The sequence below is a fragment of the Loigolactobacillus zhaoyuanensis genome (assembly GCF_003946385.1).
GTDB classification, from domain to species: Bacteria; Bacillota; Bacilli; order Lactobacillales; family Lactobacillaceae; genus Loigolactobacillus; species Loigolactobacillus zhaoyuanensis.
The window spans coordinates 27,159-45,457 of record NZ_RHOE01000008.1; the positions used below are offsets into that span (position 1 = coordinate 27,159).

Here is an 18,299-nt window from a genome sequence, read left to right on the forward strand (position 1 = left end):
AAGAATTTCATGCCACAAAAAGTGCCTAGCATTTGGTCTCGTGCACTTCTTAACGTTGAAAAACGAAGCGGCGATGCCAATTGAGAAATGGCGTAGCAGCAGGCTGGAAATCAAGCCGTAACTGGGTCGTTAACGCCAAACGCTCTTGATCTAGCAAGCCAACTTGTGATGCGATCAACAATCGACCACTGCGGCTAAATGAGAGCAAGCCCTGTGCGACTAATTGCGCATGATTGGCGCATAATAACACGCCATTAGCCGCTATGTTGCGTTCTTCTGGTGTGCTGTCTTTTAATGGTTTCAACCGCGTCGCTTGCAATAATTGCGGCTGTTCCACCCCGCAAATCGCACACTGTAGCACTTGTTGTTGCTTGACTGCTGCCGTAAAAGCTTGCTGTGCCTGACTGATTTGGCGGCGATTGATCAAATCAGCGTTGACCAATAAACGCACTAGCGGATCAGCTTCCGTAGCCGCCACGGCTGACATGGCCAAGCTCAATTGCTCATTTTGCTTAGCATCAAAGTATTGGGCCTCGATCAAGTCGATCAATTGGGCCAATAACAAGGAATAGCACGGATAAATGTAGCCTTGGTTGCCGCTACCATCCGCTTGAAACGCCGCGTGTTTAACTGGTAACAATGGTCGTAATTGCGGTAAATAAGCGCTGATCGTTAGCGGCGTAGGCAACTCATAATAGCGTAAACGCACCAGATTAACTTGTGGCGTGGCGACATCAGCTAAAAAAGCTGGCCGTGCTGCCGTTTGTACCTGTGTTTGGGCTTGGCTGACCGCAACGATTTGGCCGGCCACATAATGAAATAAGATATCTTGTGGCTGGATCGCTTTGATCCGTGCCCAAGTTGGCGGAACCGCCTGTCCCTGCGCGCGTTGTTGCGTCCAAATTAAGCCAGCTGTTTTTTCTTGTTGATAGGTTCGTCCTTGCATGACAATAAATGCTTGCATCTTGCGCCTCCACTTCAATATTCGACCCGGTTACTTAAACAATTTATTAAAATAATGATCCGTTAGAAAAGTCGCTAATGGTGGTAGATCGACTTCATTTTGTAAGTTCAGGAAGATAAAAATCTGATCAGTGGAAACTTCTTGATAGCCTTTGCACATGTCGGTCAACACCACATCGTACTTGCTACCAGCATGATAACGCCGGAGCTCCACCTTAATATTTGCCGGTAATGCCCCACGAATTTGGTTGATCAAGACACTGGCTAGTGACGTCTCCACCGCAAAATCGCAACCAACACGTAAATGCACTTGGCTAGCGTGCATCATCAAATACAGTAATGGCAAATACCGCCAGGATAAATACTTCGTAAAGACAGCCGTTGTTCCGACTTCTGGTTGTAACAAACGCTGGTATACAGCGGCTAAATACGAATTAAGCGTGACTGCCGGTTGCTGCTGCGTCATATGGAAAAGTCCATGAAAGTGAATAAAATTATAATGGATCTGCGTTAAAGTATCAATTAAGTAACGCTTAAACGGTGCCGCTAGCTGATCAAAATCAAAATACTGCTGCGTGATCTGGATAAAGCGCTGATTCAACTGGCGAACACCATTTTGCTGTGCGACATCGCTGATAAAGCTCTGCGCATCATGATTGTGGGTGTCCAAAACTAGCCCACCCTGAACAAACATGTACAGCAGCGTGCGTTCATTACGGTTATGCTCAAAAAGATATTGGTCAAAGTAAGGATCACTAAACGCCTTCATTAATTTGACTGAAGTTGTTGTGAAATCGATCGGTTCTGCAAAAAACTCAACCGCCGCTAACTCAGTAGTGTGCCGGCGCTTTTCTGAAATGTACAACCAGATTCGCAAGCACATATCGCCAGCTGGGGTAAATGGCTGAGCAAATTGCGTAGTGATTTTTTTCATCACCGTGTCGATCAACGTGCCCGTCATTTCCTGTTGGTTCAATTCAAACGGCCGGGTAAACCAGAATAAATGCAGATAAAAATAACGGATCTGGCTTTCAAAACCGACTAAACGGCCATTTTTGATTTGAATATCATATTCAGTCAACAAATCATTTAACTCATGTATCCGCCGATTAAGTGTGGAAACACTAAGCGCAAAATGACGGGCTAGATGAGTTTTGCTAGTGCCACTATGTTGTAAAAGGTATAACAACAGCTGATACTTGACCGCGTGCTGTAAGTACTGATAATAAATAGTCGCTACTGAGATCTGACCAGTACTGACTAAACGCACCTGATTGCTATCGAACTGTAGCGTAATTTTATCATCTAATTGCTGGAACACCTGCTTGATCGCGGTTAGATCTGTACGTAAGGTACTACGGTCAAGCTGTAACTGTGCGGCAAGTGTTGGCAGATCAAACTGCTCCTGGCGCGCGATCAATTGTTGAATGATCAGTGCTTGGCGCCGTTCTACCCGCTCTAACAAATCAAATACTTCCATCGCCACCGCCCTCACTTTTTACAATAGCGCAACTATCGCTGGCCTATCATAAGAATAAATTATAGTAACGATATCCAGTTACTATCTCTATCATAGCAAGAAAATCAGTCAAGGTTTAGATTAATTTATGTTTTTTGTGATAATTTGTTGCCACTGCGCTTTTAAATCAGTATGTTGCGCATATTCATCAAGCAAAATGGTCTTCTCGTTGGTCAATTGTGCTGACCGGCGAGCTAAAAATAAATCAGCGACAGCTTCATCCCCTTGATAAGCGGCATTATACAAACGGACGACCCGTAACTGACACTCGATCGCCGCTAGCAGGGAATCGTATTCACGCCGTTCAGCCACCACCACTTCTGCGGCCGGTAATAGTTGACTTAGACAATACTGCAGCAAGTCTTTTTGGCTGGTAAATAACTGCTGGCGGCGGACTAACCGGTAGAGCACCGGCTTTTTTTCAACGTAACTGACCGCCAAACAAAGCTGACCTGCCGGATTCAGATAATGCACGCCGACTAATCGTTGTTGCTCATCAAAAAATTGCTGACGTGATAAGAAGCCACGACTGTCGTACTGATCGATCTCCAGTTGCTTTTCAGCGGCATCATAGTACGTGACCCGCGTGATCTCGCCATGCCGATTGACCTGGCCGCGCGCTAATAAATGTGTCCCCGCTAAGTATAAATAACCGTCCTTCACATTACTGCGTTGATAATTGTCTAATAAAGTAAGGTCATCGCGCCGCAGTGCTTTACCACGATAGTCGGCGGCTTCTTGTAGCCAGTCAAAACAGCTGATAACTTGGCTACTTAACTGCTGTTGCTGCACATAAGCCGCGCTGTTAGCCGAATAGGCGCATAGCACAATCTTAGCGCTACGGTCCAACTGCGGAAATAAGGCCAAGCGGCGCAACATATTTTGCTCGATCGCGGTATTTTCGGTACTTAAAATGCCGTTTAAAAAATAATCCATTACCGGTCGCCCCCTTGATAAAAAGTTTGTGCGGCGGTGGCGATGGTTTGCCAAGACTTAAATACTTCGTCTTCGCTAGAGCGCCAACTCAGTCGGTACGCCGCCTGACTCATTTGCTGCCATTGGTCATCATGCGCTAACATGGCAACCGTCCTATCCGCGGCCGCAGCGGCATCATCGACTGGGACAATAATGCCATTTTCACCGTCGTTAATAAATTCCCGCGGTCCATAATGAAAATCATAGGCGATCACCGGCACGCCGTGGGCTAATGCTTCGGCGATGACTAGCGCGGTACCCTCATAGCGGCTGGTGATCAGCAAGCCTTGGGCGTGATCGTAAATCGCCGTCATGTCAGTGGCATAGCCTTTTAGCTGAACCACGTCCTCTAGATGTAGCGCCTTAATTTGCTGATCAAGTTGTGCGGCCATTTTTTTATCGACGACAAAGCCCCAAATATCCAGCGTCGCTTGCGGTAATTGATCATGGATCAAGCCGAAGATCCGTACCACTTGATCGAGCCGTTTTTCTGGATTTAAGCGGGCGACAGCAATTAATTTAAAACGATCCCGTTGCGGTAGCGCCACTGGATCACGCTGTAGCACAGATTTAGGGATGATGCTGACTGATGCGCGATAAACATTAGTCTGGGGGAACTTTTGCCGCAGATCCGCGACTTGCGCTTGGGTGCTGGCAATCATGCCGTTCCACAACTGTAAATTTTTAAAAGCAAAACGGTAATTCGAGTTGAAATCATCGCTTTGCGGCTGGTCATTACGGTTAACGTGGACACTATGAATATGCACTAGCTTAAACGCCTTAGTCCGCATCGCCGCGATCGCCCAACCGACCCGTGCCGTCCGATCCGCGATGAAAATATTCGTCGGCGTCGTTTGATTTAATTGATCGAGAAAATAGCGTTGCAACTGCGTTTCATCAGCAAAATGACGCCAACGACCATCCGCAGCGTAATATTGGATCGCCCGCACCACTTGTTTGCCCTGTATCCCTTTGCGATAAAAGAAAACCAGGCGTGTCTGGCCTTGCTGATCAAAAAATAAACGCTGGGTCATGTGTAACTGCTGATCATATAGCGCGAGACTGGATCTAAAGCCGCGCACATCGTAAAATTCTGCCTGAACGGTCTGTTTGTTTTTACCATAATAATTGACTTGGCGCACGCCGCCAGTAGGATGCAGCGCTACTTTGACCATTAATCGCTGCTGGGCATCGTAGTAATTAACGCCGCGCTGGGTCGCTCCAGGAAAACTAAGCTGGGACAACAGCAGCGGTTGCGGCAATTGCAGTTTGATATCACAAAGATAGTCAAACATGTTGGTGACGTCAGTTGGTTCTAAGTGGTAAGTGACCACATTTTGCGCGTAACTGGGATCATAGGCCACCGTCACCAGTTTAGCCGGCGTGGCGTGCCGCTTCAGCATGTATAGTCGCTTTAGTTGAGCGCTTTCAATACCGGTTACACGTTTGGGCACATTTTGATTGACGAAATAAAACATTAGCTTGCTCCTATTCATATCTTTATCTACTATTATACTGTCTCTGTAGCAAAAAAGCGTAAAACCATGATCGATTTTGCGCTTTCTTTTTGCTAGAAATTGATTGCTTACTCCTCGTCACGCTTTTTCCGGCGGATGCCAGCTATGCCGAACAGTCCAGCTAAGGTCGCCATTAAGCCAACGATACCTAAAGTTGAATTAGTTGCTTCGCCGGTTTGTGGCAATTGGCCATGACGGTTAGTCGCCGCATTTGTTCCGCTGAGTGCTGTTTGCGCGGTGCCAGTGGTCGCATTAGTTGGAGCTGCCGTCGTCAGGCCAGCGCTCCCGGTACTGAGACCAGTTGGATTTGCATCATCGGAATCATTGATGCCATCACCATCCGTGTCCCAGTTGTTAGGATCAGTGCCTTTAGCGGCCTCTTCAGTGGCGTTCAAGCCATCGGAATCAGGATCATCATTGCTGTCAGAAATCGTTGGATCCGTTGGCGCTACATCGTCAGAATCATTGACACCGTCACCATCGGTATCTGAATTTTCTGGGTCAGTGCCAGCGGCTATTTCTTCGTCTGAAGTTAAACCATCGGAATCTGGATCATCACTGCTATCAGAAATATCTGGGTCAGTTGGGTTCGCGTCCTCGGAATCGGTAACGCCATCGCCATCAGTATCTGAATTATCCGGGTCAGTGCCGTTATCAGTTTCTTCTGAATTCGATAAACCGTCTGAATCGGGATCATCCGAGCCGTCAGAAATATCAGGATCAGTTGGCTTAATGTCGTCAGAATCGTTAACACCATCACCATCCGTGTCGGAGTTATCTGGATCGGTACCGGCTGCCTCTTCTTCTTCGCTGGTCAACCCATCTGAATCTGGATCGTCCTTATCATCAGAAATATCTGGGTCGGTTGGATTCACATCATCAGAATCATTGATGCCATCACTATCCGTATCCGAATTATCTGGGTCGGTACCCGCTTCTTCTTCTTCTTCACTAGTTAAACCATCAGAATCTGGATCGTCCTTATCATCGGAAATATCTGGGTCAGTTGGATTCACATCATCGGAATCGTTGATACCATCACCGTCTGTGTCAGAATTATCCGGGTCAGTACCCGTTTCTGATTCTTCTTCACTAGTCAACCCATCTGAATCCGGGTCATCTTTATCATCGGAAATCGTTGGATCCAATGGGTCTACATCGTCAGAATCGGTAACACCATCGCCGTCTGTGTCAGAAATGTCGGGGTCGGTGCCGGCTTCTGATTCTTCTTCACTAGTCAATCCATCTGAATCTGGATCGTCCTTATCATCGGAAATGTCTGGGTCCGTTGGATTCACATCATCGGAATCGTCGATACCATCACCATCCGTGTCCGAATTATCGGGCTCCGTACCAGCTTCCACTTCTTCTTCACTAGTTAAACCGTCGGAATCCGGATCGTCCTTATCATCGGAAATATCTGGGTCGGTTGGGTTGACATCATCAGAATCATTGATGCCATCGCTATCCGTATCTGGATTATCTGGTTCCGTACCCGCTTCTGATTCTTCTTCACTAGTCAACCCATCTGAATCTGGGTCATCTTTATCATCGGAAATTGTTGGATCCAATGGGTCTACATCGTCAGAATCGGTAACACCATCGCTATCCGTATCTGGATTATCTGGGTTAGTACCCGCTTCTTCTTCTTCTTCACTAGTTAAACCATCAGAATCTGGATCGTCCTTATCATCAGAAATATCAGGATCGGTTGGATTCACATCATCAGAATCGTTGATACCATCACCATCCGTGTCAGAATTATCCGGTTCCGTACCAGCTTCCACTTCTTCTTCACTAGTTAAACCGTCAGAATCTGGATCGTCCTTATCATCAGAAATATCAGGATCGGTTGGATTCACATCATCAGAATCGTTGATACCATCACCATCCGTGTCAGAATTATCCGGTTCCGTACCAGCTTCCACTTCTTCTTCACTAGTTAAACCGTCAGAATCTGGATCGTCCTTATCATCAGAAATATCAGGATCGGTTGGATTCACATCATCAGAATCATTGATGCCATCACTATCCGTATCTGGATCATCTGGGTCGGTGCCTGCTTCCGCTTCTTCCTCTGAAGTCAAACCGTCGGAATCTGGATCGTCCTTATCATCAGAAATGTCAGGATCGATTGGATTCACATCATCAGAATCATTGATGCCATCACTATCCGTATCTGGATCATCTGGGTCAGTACCGGCTTCCACTTCTTCTTCTGAAGTCAAACCGTCTGAATCTGGATCGTCTTTATCATCAGAAATATCCGGGTCCGTTGGATTCACATCATCAGAATCATTGATGCCATCACTATCCGTATCTGGATCATCTGGGTCAGTACCGGCTTCCACTTCTTCTTCTGAAGTCAAACCGTCTGAATCTGGATCGTCCTTATCATCAGAAATATCCGGGTCCGTTGGATTCACATCATCAGAATCATTGATGCCATCATCGTCCGTATCCGAATTATCCGGGTCCGTACCAGCTTCCACTTCTTCTTCGCTAGTTAAACCGTCTGAATCTGGATCGTCCTTATCGTCAGAAATATCAGGATCGGTTGGCTTCACATCATCAGAATCGTTGATGCCATCGCTATCCGTATCTGGATTATCTGGTTCCGTACCGGCGGCAGCTTCACCTTCGCTATCTAGACCATCGGAATCAAGGTCATCGGTATTATCAGATACGTTTGGATCTGTTGGTCTAATATCGTCAGAATCGTTGATATCATCACCATCAGTGTCTGAATTATCCGGTTCCGTACCCGCTGCTGCTTCGCCTTCGCTATCTAGGCCATCGGAATCAAGATCATCGGTATTATCAGATACGTTTGGATCTGTCGGTCTAATATCATCAGAATCGGTGATGCCATCACCATCAGTGTCTGAATTATCCGGTTCCGTACCCGCTGCTGCTTCGCCTTCGCTATCTAGGCCATCGGAATCAAGATCATCGGTATTATCAGATACGTTTGGATCTGTTGGTCTAATATCGTCAGAATCATTAATGCCGTCGCTATCCGTATCCGGATTATCTGGCTCCGTCCCAGCGGCCGCTTCTTCTTCACTATTCAGACCGTCGGAATCGGGATCCGTATCATCAGGAACTAATGGATTAAGATCATCACCATCATTTTGACCATCGCTATCGGTATCGGAATTCGTTGGGTCAGTACCCAGACCATTTTCTTCCGAATTCGACAAACCGTCACTATCGGGATCATCTGGGATTGCTGATTCTTGTCCAGGCTTACCATATAATATCCAAACATCGCCAACACTATCAGGAAAAACAACATTTGCAATATTGATTGGATCATTACCATGTTGTGGCCCATCAGTATATGCAGTAAATTCATAACCACTGATCGTCGGCAATGGAATTTGCGCAGTAGCATTTTCTCCTGCATTACCAAATATGTTGTCCCCGCTAATGTTACCAATCATCGTCCACTTGCCATTTTCATCAATGTAATAGTAATGAATCGTTAATTGTGACTGAGCTCTAGCACTAGCGGCGCTTGTGGCCACTTTTTTGTGCTGCGGGGGCTGCAGCAGCGCTGGCCGTACTAGTGGCGGCACTGACTGTTGCTGAGTCGGCGGCTGAATTAGCCACACCGTCGGCACTTAGTGGATTGGCATCAGTCCCATCAGCAACACCATCGCTGTCGGTATCAGCTTGGTTAGCATTGGTGCCTGCCGTCAGTTCTTCTTTATCATTTAAACCATCGCCATCAGTGTCGGCCTTGGTGACGTCGGTGCCAGCCGCAGCTTCTTCACTACTATTTAGACCATCACTGTCTTGATCCAAATCTGCAGCCGACACATCAGCGGTACCCCCGGCATCTGAGTCAGCCGCTACGACTGTGGTCTCAGCATCAGTTGCAGTTGCTGCGCTGACTTGCGTGGTCGCAACAAAGCCAATTGTTGCCCCGCCGATGGCCAAACCATAAAGCATATTGAAGATCCATTTCTTACCACTTTTGCGCATCCGATAATGTAGCCCTTTACGTTCCATTTTCTGTACTAAATTATTTTTACCTATTCGTCTCATATTCAATCTCCTTCTTATTTCGTTTATGGCGTCAATTAAAAAACAGAAGTATCAGCTTGGGAATTTTAAATATATTTATTTGCTTATTATGTTTTTTATTGTAAATGATTATTCAGTTTAAAAATGCCATCTTTTCTTTCTTAATTATGAATAAATGATTTTATTTTGAAAATATACATGAAACTGCTTATATATCAACCTCGATTTGACGACTAAAATGGATATTATATTTTAATGAGTGATATTACGCAAAGCAAGCGGTTATATTCGTCATTAATTATTCATATTTTATAAATATGTATATTGTTTGGTGGTATTATGAATTTTTTATGTTTGGATGTCATCCACTAATAATGGCATTATCAATATTTGACTTTTTATCAGTATTATTATTACTTTGATTAAAAATCTAATATTGTTTTATTAAAAAACTTTAATTTATTAGCGTAAATAGTGCAATTATAAAAAATATTAATTTATAATAACGGACTCTTTAAATCGATAAATTTAGCTCAAAATAAAAAATCGTAACCATTTCTGATTACGATTTTAGATTGAACTGTACTATTCGTATTGTTCGTGCTGTGTTTCATCACCATTAACTAGCTTGCGGAAATCGATGAAGCCGGCACCTAAGCCACGCAGTAACACTTCGGCGGTCCCAATATTTGTCGCCAACGGTGTGTTGTACACGTCGGCTAAGCGGATCAGGGCGTTGACATCCGGCTCGTGGGGCTGCGAGGTTAGTGGATCGCGAAAGAAAATCACCAAGTCCATCTGATTTTTAGCGATCAACGCGCCAATTTCTTGGTCACCGCCTAGCGGACCTGAGTTAAAGCGCTGCACCGGTAAGTCAGTTGCGTCGGCGACCACTTTTCCGGTGTGGCCAGTGGCAAATAATTCATTACCGCGCAAAATTTCGCGATAAGCCGCAGCAAAACGGGCCATTTCGGGTTTCTTTTCATCATGCGCAATCAATGCTATTTTCATTTAAGCGTGCTCCTTTTCAATTAGTTAAGCGGTTACTGACATTATACCAAAAAAAGAAAGCACCCGGTCAGCGGATGCTTTCACGTTCAATTAAGCTTCTTGGTTATCGTCATGTTTCTTGTGGGCCAAACCGAGACCAGCGCCCAATAGGCTAAATGCACCGAGCCACAGCAAGCCGATATTCTCGGACTCGCCGGTTTGTGGCAATTGGCTTGAGTTAGTTTGCGCTTGTGCAGCATCAAAGCGGATCGTGCTATTTTGTGTGCCGATCTGCGTTGGTGTCGCGGTTGGGACAACTTTGACCGCCGTATCTTGACCCGGCGTCGTTGTCGTTGGCGTTTCTGGTGTCGCTGGTGTTTCAGGCTGTTCTGGTATGATCGTCGCAGCAGCTAAATGTAAATACGCCGTCTGCGTTTTACCGTCAACCGTCAACGTGACTAAATAGTCGCCGGCCTTGGTCCAATCGACCTTGCTAAAATCAGCCTTGACCTGCCCGCTGATATCGGCGCCATCTTTATCGGTGGCCTTAGTGATAAAATCAGCTGCCGCGGCATGCGCGTCACCAACCGTTGCCGATACGTCGTGAACCGTTAATTGACTTTGATCGGCTTTGATCGTGATCGTTGCCGTGGTGGTTTTACCGCCATAGCTGTACGTTACCTTGTAAATGCCAGCCTTACTGGTATCAACGGTGTCGCCACCGACTGTTACTTTGTCGAAACTAACTGGCTGACCGTCTTTGTCCGTTGCACCAGTAAAGCTATCTTCTGCAGTCCATTCATCACCAACACCCAACGTACTGTCCTTGGCTGTGACGGTGGATTGATCGGCTTTGACCGTGACCGTGATGGTTTTCTTTGCTGGAGCATTGGTTTGTGAATCTTGATATTCATAAGTCACTTGATATTCGCCCGGTTTAGTCAGATCAACTTTATCACCGGTCACGGTAACTTTACTCAAATCAATATTGCCAACATTGTCTACAAGGCTACCGTCTGTTCCAGTTTCCCATGCACCTCTCCATGCATAATCAAAATTATCAGCCGGATTCCACGTAGCGCCATCCTTGGCATAAACTGTTGAATTATGAGCCGCTAATTGTACCAAATTAACCATAAATGCTCTTTGTAATACTATATTTCCATCCGCATCGGTAAAAACAATGTTAAAAACGAAGCCAGAATTTTTTTTAGCATTCTCTGGTAAAATGAATTTTGTACCATCAGCAGATACGGTGACACCATTATCCGCAACAAAACTCACATTTCCAGTAAGCCCCTTACCAGCTAGTTCTACCTGAACTATGTCGGCAATGTTTATCTCATTACTATCAACCGGAATAGTAACCGAACCGACATATTGGTCATTATTATAAGTTGGTACTGTTGTATCTAGATTTTTAATATAATTATAGGCAAATGCGGCATCACCAATCGTTGGTGTTCCATTTACTTTAATCTCGCTTAAATGATTTTGCGCAAACGCACCGTGGTCAATACTTTCTATCTTATCTGATAGTTTTAGCGAACTAATTAGATTATCTTGAAAAGCACGTTCACCAATCGACGTCACATTATTCAAATTGACGCCCGTTAAATGATTACCCATAAACACTTCTGCACCAATCGTTGTCACCTTATCCGGAATATTGATAACACCTGCTAACTGATTGAAGCGAAACGCAAAATCGTCGATCGACTCAAGTGAATCCGGAAAGTCGATACTAGTCAATTCGTTCATATTAAAAGCACCGTTGCCAATTATCCGTAAATTACTAGAGAGCTTTACACTAACTAATTTATTTTGGTTAAAAGCTGAATCTTCAATGGTAATGACGCTATCTGGAATCACAAGACTGGTTAATTCGTTTTTATCAAAAGCACTGTTACCAATTGTTGTAACCCCATTGCCTAACGTTAAAGAAGTTAATGTTTGACCTGAAAAAGCTTTTTCTCCAATTGTTAAAACACTATCTGGAATCACAACACTGGTTAACTTAGTTGCATTATTATAAAAAGCGCCTACCCCGATTGCCGTCACTGTTTGCCCATCGATCGTTGATGGGATGGTCAGCGCAGTCTCTGTACCGGTATAACCGGTGATCGTCAGTGTGCCATCCGCGTTAGTCGTGTAAGTAAAATCAGTGTCTGCCGTTGGTACCACTGCTGACCGCGCGGCTGAATTTGCGGGCGTAGTCGCGGTTGGCGTTTTCGGCGTTGTTGCTGCAGAAGCAGTCGGCGCTGTTGATTCTGATTCAGTTGTGGCATTTTTGTTTGATGATTGCGCTACATCGCTATTAGACGTGGCATTGTCCGTCGTAGCGGAATCGGTTTCATTTCCAACTGTTGTTGTGCTGAACTGTGCAGCCTGTGTTGCTGGTGTCTGCGTTGTAGCATTAACAGTATCGGCAGCAGCGTTGCTTGAGTCGGCGCTAGCGCTAGCAGGTGTCTGATCAGTTGTTCCGGCAACTTGAGCTGTAGTGTCGCTAGTTGCCGCGGCTGGCGTATCCGTAGCCGCGGCATCGTTACCTGATGTAGTGGTAACTGCGGTGTCCGTGGTAGCACCAATAGTTACTGCAGTAGCGGCTTGGCTAGTCTGATTCTCAGTGCTGACCGTGGCGGTTGGTGCTGCCGTATCAGTATCGGCGGCCTGAACAGATTGCGTCATCATGCCCCACGATACCGCCGCGACGCCGGCCACAAGCCAAAGTTTGCCGGCTTTGTACATTTTAAATCTAACTTTACGTTCACTATATTTATTCACAGAAAAGCCCCCTTTATTACTAATTCATCTTAATTATAACGTTATCATTTTAAATTTGCATCACTTTTTTATAATAAAAGTAATTAATTTAACGAATAAGTCTAGTGGCATTATTGTTAACTATTGATAATATAAATTTGATTAGATAAACATGGCAAATTCATAAGCAAACAAACTACAGATGCTACAAAGCGCAATACTACAGGATACTAATAAAAAATAAGTGTGTGTTGACTTATTTTTCTCAGCTAACTTGATTAAAAATTATCGCTAATTGATACCAATTAGTTTAATTTTTGCCAATTAATTATAGCCACAAGCAGCAGTAATATCGTAATTCATAATATTAATTATCTTAAAAAGTTATCAAAACACAAAAAAACATGCCTAGCACTAAGCTAGACATGTCCCGTAACTCTATTTATTCAGCGATGTTGTATGACGTATCCGCTAGTGCTGCGTTTAAGTCGCTTACGCTGGCATTGCCATCAAAGGTTGCTGAATTGCTATCTAGGTCAACTTTCACGTTGCTGACAACGCTACTTAATTTTTCGGTAACGGTATCAACGCAGCCTTGGCACTTCATTCCGGTTACTGTCACTTTTTTCATTCTAATAACTTCCCTTCAGATTGTGTTAGTGGTTTGATTTTGAAACGGTTCAAGCGTAGTGCGTTTAACACCACGGTGACCGAGCTGAAGCCCATGGCACCAGCGGCGATCATTGGGTTGAGCAGCGGTCCACCAAATAAGTATAGCAGACCTAGCGCCACTGGAATACCCAGCACGTTGTAGAAAAACGCCCAAAATAGGTTTTCCTTGATGTTGATCATGGTTTTGTGGCTAAGTTGGCGGGCGGTGACCAATGAACTTAGATCGGAGTTCATTAAGATCACGTCGGCGGAATCCACTGCCACATCGGTTCCATTACCGATGGCGACGCCAATTTCAGCTTGAACGAGTGCTGGCGCGTCATTGATGCCATCGCCGACCATCGCAACTTTGTGCCCTTGTTGCTGCAGCGACTTGATTGCGTCAGCTTTACCGGCGGGCAGCACATCACTAATGACTTGCTGAATACCAGCTTGGGTGGCGATTGCTTCCGCGGTTGGCCGGTTATCGCCAGTTAACATGACCACGTTCAAACCAAGTTGTTGTAGTCGTTTAATTGCTGCTGGTGAATCAGTTTTGATTGGGTCGGTCACGCCGAGCACACCGATAACGGTGCCAGCTTGTGCCACGTAGATCAAGGTTTTACCGGCAGTACTCAAGCTAGCAGCTTGAGCAAACAAAGCATTCTCACCGCTAGTTTGTTGTTGCATCAATTTAGCATTGCCTAACGCGACGGTGACACCATTGATCGTCCCCGTGACGCCAAGACCAGGCAAGGTGGTAAAATCAGTCACACTTTGGCGTTGGCTGTCATTCGCTTCGATCACGGCGCTGGCCAGCGGATGATCGGAGTAATATTCCAAACTAGCCGCTAACTGCAACACTTCCGCGCGGTCGCCAGTGGTCAATACATCCGTGACTTGTGGTTGGCCTTGGGTGATGGTCCCGGTTTTGTCCAAAACCACGGTGTCCAATTGTGCTAATTGTTCCAGTGCGGCGCCGTTTTTGAATAAAACGCCGTGCTTGGCGCCTAAGCCAGTGCCCACCATGATCGCCGTTGGTGTGGCTAAGCCTAGCGCACAGGGACAAGCGATCACGAGGACAGAAACGAAAATCGTCAGCGAGAAAGCTAGGCTTTGCCCGCTCAGCAGCCAAGCGACGCCACCGACTAAGGCAATCGCCATGATCACCGGTACAAAAACGCCGGAGATTTTGTCGGCCAAACGCGCGATTGGCGCTTTCGAACCTTGGGCGTCAGACACTAATTTGACGATGTGGGCCAAAGCAGTGTCACTACCGACATGGGTGGCTTGATAAGTAATTTGGCCATTCTTGTTAGTGCTGCCGCCGATCACGCGGTCGCCATTAACTTTAGTGATCGGCAAGCTTTCGCCGGTCAGCATTGATTCGTCGACGGTGGTTTGGCCTGATTTGACCGTGCCATCAACTGGGATCGTTTGGCCCGATTTGACCAAAAGCGTGTCACCCACTTGTAACTTGTTGACGGGCACTGACTGAACGGCACCATCAGGATTGACGCGGTCCGCCATTTTCGGCACCAAAGTCAGTAACGCGGTCATCGACGTGGTGGTTTTTTGTTTGGACAAGGCTTCAAAATATTTGCCCAGCATGATCAACGCTAAAATCGTGGCGCTGGCTTCGAAGTACAGTGGTTGGTGGGTCTGCGTCGTCCAGATCAGCACGGTGTTGACCACGCTGTACAAAAAGGCGGTGCCGGTGCCGACGAAGACCAGCGAATCCATGTTGGGGTGACCTTTGAATAAGGTTTTTGCACCTTTTAGCAAGTAATCGCGGCCTAACCACAGCACGGGCAGCGCCAAAATCATTTCGGCGATCGACGCAGTCTGCGGTGCCATCATTGGGTTCAGCCAATTAAAGGTCGGTAAATGTAGATCGCCGGCCATCGCCACGTACATCAGCACCGCGGCGCCGATCAACGCGCCGATCATTGCGTTACGTTGTTGGGTCAGTTGAACGACCTTTTCGTCACGCTCGGCGGCGACATTTTCCTGAGTCAGTTCCTGAGCGAGTTCAGCGCCATAGCCGGCGTTGACCACGGCCTGGATCACTTCTGCCGGTGCCAAGGCTTGGTCGGCAAACTCGACACGCATGCGTTCGGCGGCTAAGTTCACGTTGGCCACGCTAACGCCGGGTAACTTGCTAACGGCGTGCTCGATGGTTTGCGCGCAACTGGCACAGACCATGCCGTCGATCTTAAATTGTTCAGCAGCCATCCGCTACACCCCGCTCACTCCACAATATTTGTTCCATCGTAAAGCCTCCGTTCTATCGGTTCAACACCGGCAACCAATCACTGATCAGTTATGATTCACTGGCGTTAATTACTGTTTACATCTGTAATCGATAAGTTAATCTTAGCACGTCGATTACATTTGTCAACGGTTATTTAGAACAAATTTATAAGTTAGGCAAAACCCTGAGCTTAAAAGTGGGACTAAAAAACCGTACGTCAATTTTGATGTACGGTTTCTGCTAACTATTCTTACTCGTCTTTACGCCAGAAATCAGTAACGGCGCCTTTCGCCGAGCTGGACACTAAATGCGCGTATTTGCCGAGCACGCCACGAGTATACAATGGTGGGATCGTGGTGGCGGCTTTCCGTTTGGCTAATTCGGCTGCGGAAACGTCCATCGTGACTTCCTTGGTGTCTTGGTCGATAATGATGGTGTCGCCGGTATGCAAATAAGCAACAGGACCGCCATCTTGGGCTTCCGGTGCAATATGACCGACGACAAAACCGTGGGTGCCGCCGGAAAAACGACCGTCCGTCAGCAAAGCAACGGATTCGCCTTGCCCTTTACCGACTAAAATACCGGATAGGGACAACATTTCCGGCATGCCGGGGCCACCTTTTGGTCCTTGGAAACGGATCACGATCACGTCGCCGTCAACGACTTCATCAGCCAATACGGCGGTCACCGCGTCTTCTTCGTTATTAAAGACCTTAGCGGGACCAACGTGGCGCCGTGATTTAACGCCAGAAACCTTGGCTACCGCGCCTTCGGGAGCTAAATTACCGTGCAGGATCAATAATGGGCCATCAGGGCGTTTAGGATGAGCCAACGGCATGATAACTTTTTGACCAGGTGTGAGATCAGGTGCTGTGGCTAAGTTTTCAGCGACGGTTTTACCGGTGACCGTCAAGCAATCACCGTGAATATAGCCATTTTGGAATAAGTATTTCATGACCGCTTCGACGCCACCAGCTTCGTATAGATCCTGGAAAACGTATTGGCCACTAGGCTTTAGGTCAGCGATATGCGGTACTTTTTCCTGAAATTTATTAAAATCATCGATGGTCAAGTCAACGTTAGCGGCGTGGGCCATCGCTAATAAATGCAGCACGGAATTAGTCGAGCCGCCTAAGGCCATGACCACGGTGATCGCATTTTCAAAGGCGTCGCGGGTCATGATATCCTTGGGGTAGATGCCTTTGGCCAGTAAATTCAGTACGGCTTTGCCGGCTTCTTCAACGTCGCGCGACTTCAACTCGTTAGTCGCGGGATGTGAGGCTGAGCCAGGCAAACTCATGCCCATCGCTTCGATCGCCGACGCCATGGTGTTGGCGGTGTACATTCCACCGCAGCCGCCAGGGCCAGGGCAGGCGTTACATTCGATCCGGCGAACTTCTTCGGCGGAAATATCTTTATGGTTCCATTGCCCAACCGCTTCAAAAATCGACACTAAGTCAATGTCCTTGCCATCCAATTTACCAGGGGCAATCGTGCCGCCATAAACGAAAATTGATGGAATGGCGGTGTTGGCGATGGCGATCATGCAGCCGGGCATATTTTTATCACAGCCACCGATCGCCACAAAAGCGTCACAGTTATGACCGCTGATCGCCGTTTCCACGGAGTCAGCGATCACGTCACGGGATGGCAGTGAGAAGCGCATCCCCGGCGTGCCCATGGAGATCCCATCGGAAACCGTGATCGTGCCAAATTGGACTGGCCAGCCACCAGCGGCCGCTACCCCTTTTTTGGCCGTTTTGCCTAATTCTTCTAAGTGCAAGTTGCAGGGCGTATTTTCCGCCCAAGCACTGATAACGCCGACGATCGGCTTTTTAAAATCAGCATCCTTCATCCCCGTTGCGCGCATCAGCCCACGATTAGGTGCGCGGACCATGCCATCGTATACGTGACTTCTAATTCTTAGATCTTTGCGTGGTTGTTCATCAGCCATTTGAAACGCTCCCCTCTACTATTACTACATATAAATCGATCCACAGTCTGATCAACTGATGGTCGCTCAAGTATTTTCTTTACTTTGGTAAACATTTTACAACTTTACTAATCTTATTCCAATACAAAAATCATTAAATTAGGGAATTTACTTATTAAAATTTAATATTAGACTTGAAAAAAAGTTGGATCCATGTAAAAATACATTTACGATATAATTTCAAATAAGCGGCGTACTTGCGCCAGCTTAGTTAGTGGAGAGGATTGAATATAATGCGTGAGGATATTAAAATAAATGACCGGGCAGCGGCAATCGGCGACCAACTGATCGACAAGTTGCAAACTGTTTTTGACCCTGAACTCGGTTTAGATGTTTATAATTTAGGCTTGATCTATGAATTGGATCTAGATGAGAACGGCACTTTGAAAGTTATCACCACTTTCACAGAAATGGTGTGTGGTTGTATTGAATCAATGCCGGTCGATCTTAAAGCCGCGCTAAGCAAATTGCCTGACATTAACGAAGTCGTCGTCGACATCGCTTGGACACCACGCTGGAAAATGACCCGCATCAGCCGACTGGGGCGGATGGCGTTAGGTATCAGCGTGCGTTAAAACAGACCAACAAAAAGGCGTCACACCAAGTATTTACTTTGGTGTGACGCCTTTTTTGCGTTATTTA

The 18,299-nt window shown here is 46.4% G+C and carries 12 protein-coding genes; 1 reads left to right on the forward strand and 11 read right to left on the reverse strand.

What is annotated here, in order from left to right; all coding sequences use genetic code 11:
* Nucleotides 1–49 precede the first annotated feature (49 nt).
* From EKM76_RS03045 to ilvD, 11 genes are all read right to left on the reverse strand, one after another.
* Nucleotides 50–964 (reverse strand): HNH endonuclease, encoded by a 915-nt coding sequence (locus EKM76_RS03045; RefSeq protein WP_125549201.1) that lies wholly within the window; start codon nt 962–964, stop codon nt 50–52.
* A 30-nt stretch (nt 965–994) separates the two neighbouring features.
* Complete coding sequence (locus tag EKM76_RS03050) at nt 995–2,443, reverse strand: helix-turn-helix domain-containing protein (protein WP_125549202.1); 1,449 nt, start codon at nt 2,441–2,443, stop codon at nt 995–997.
* Nucleotides 2,444–2,563: 120 nt separating this feature from the next.
* Nucleotides 2,564–3,418 (reverse strand): hypothetical protein, encoded by an 855-nt coding sequence (locus EKM76_RS03055; RefSeq protein WP_125549203.1) that lies wholly within the window; start codon nt 3,416–3,418, stop codon nt 2,564–2,566.
* Nucleotides 3,418–4,935, reverse strand: a complete 1,518-nt coding sequence (locus EKM76_RS03060) for a glycosyltransferase (protein WP_164507567.1) — start codon at nt 4,933–4,935, stop codon at nt 3,418–3,420. Before EKM76_RS03060 ends, EKM76_RS03055 begins: the two co-directional genes overlap by 1 nt.
* A gap of 107 nt (nt 4,936–5,042) precedes the next feature.
* The gene (locus EKM76_RS03065) at nt 5,043–8,555 is read right to left on the reverse strand and encodes an LPXTG cell wall anchor domain-containing protein (RefSeq protein WP_164507568.1); all 3,513 of its coding nucleotides are present in this window, start codon (nt 8,553–8,555) and stop codon (nt 5,043–5,045) included.
* Complete coding sequence (locus EKM76_RS03070) at nt 8,485–9,027, reverse strand: KxYKxGKxW signal peptide domain-containing protein (RefSeq protein ID WP_125549206.1); 543 nt, start codon at nt 9,025–9,027, stop codon at nt 8,485–8,487. The genes EKM76_RS03065 and EKM76_RS03070 overlap by 71 nt, the downstream gene beginning before the upstream one ends.
* Before the next feature lie 564 nt (nt 9,028–9,591).
* Entirely contained in the window at nt 9,592–10,017 is a 426-nt protein-coding gene (locus EKM76_RS03075; protein ID WP_125549207.1) for a methylglyoxal synthase, read from the reverse strand.
* Between the two features lie 90 nt (nt 10,018–10,107).
* Nucleotides 10,108–12,780 (reverse strand): leucine-rich repeat protein, encoded by a 2,673-nt coding sequence (locus EKM76_RS03080; protein WP_125549208.1) that lies wholly within the window; start codon nt 12,778–12,780, stop codon nt 10,108–10,110.
* Nucleotides 12,781–13,201: 421 nt separating this feature from the next.
* Entirely contained in the window at nt 13,202–13,390 is a 189-nt protein-coding gene (locus tag EKM76_RS03085; RefSeq protein ID WP_125549209.1) for a heavy-metal-associated domain-containing protein, read from the reverse strand.
* Nucleotides 13,387–15,645 (reverse strand): heavy metal translocating P-type ATPase, encoded by a 2,259-nt coding sequence (locus EKM76_RS03090; protein ID WP_125549210.1) that lies wholly within the window; start codon nt 15,643–15,645, stop codon nt 13,387–13,389. The genes EKM76_RS03085 and EKM76_RS03090 overlap by 4 nt, the downstream gene beginning before the upstream one ends.
* A 269-nt stretch (nt 15,646–15,914) precedes the next feature.
* Complete coding sequence (gene ilvD, locus EKM76_RS03095) at nt 15,915–17,618, reverse strand: dihydroxy-acid dehydratase (protein WP_125549211.1); 1,704 nt, start codon at nt 17,616–17,618, stop codon at nt 15,915–15,917.
* Between the two features lie 272 nt (nt 17,619–17,890).
* Here ilvD and EKM76_RS03100 point away from each other — a divergent pair, with 272 nt between their 5' ends.
* Nucleotides 17,891–18,232, forward strand: a complete 342-nt coding sequence (locus EKM76_RS03100; protein ID WP_125549213.1) for a metal-sulfur cluster assembly factor — start codon at nt 17,891–17,893, stop codon at nt 18,230–18,232.
* The last annotated feature ends 67 nt before the right edge of the window (nt 18,233–18,299 follow it).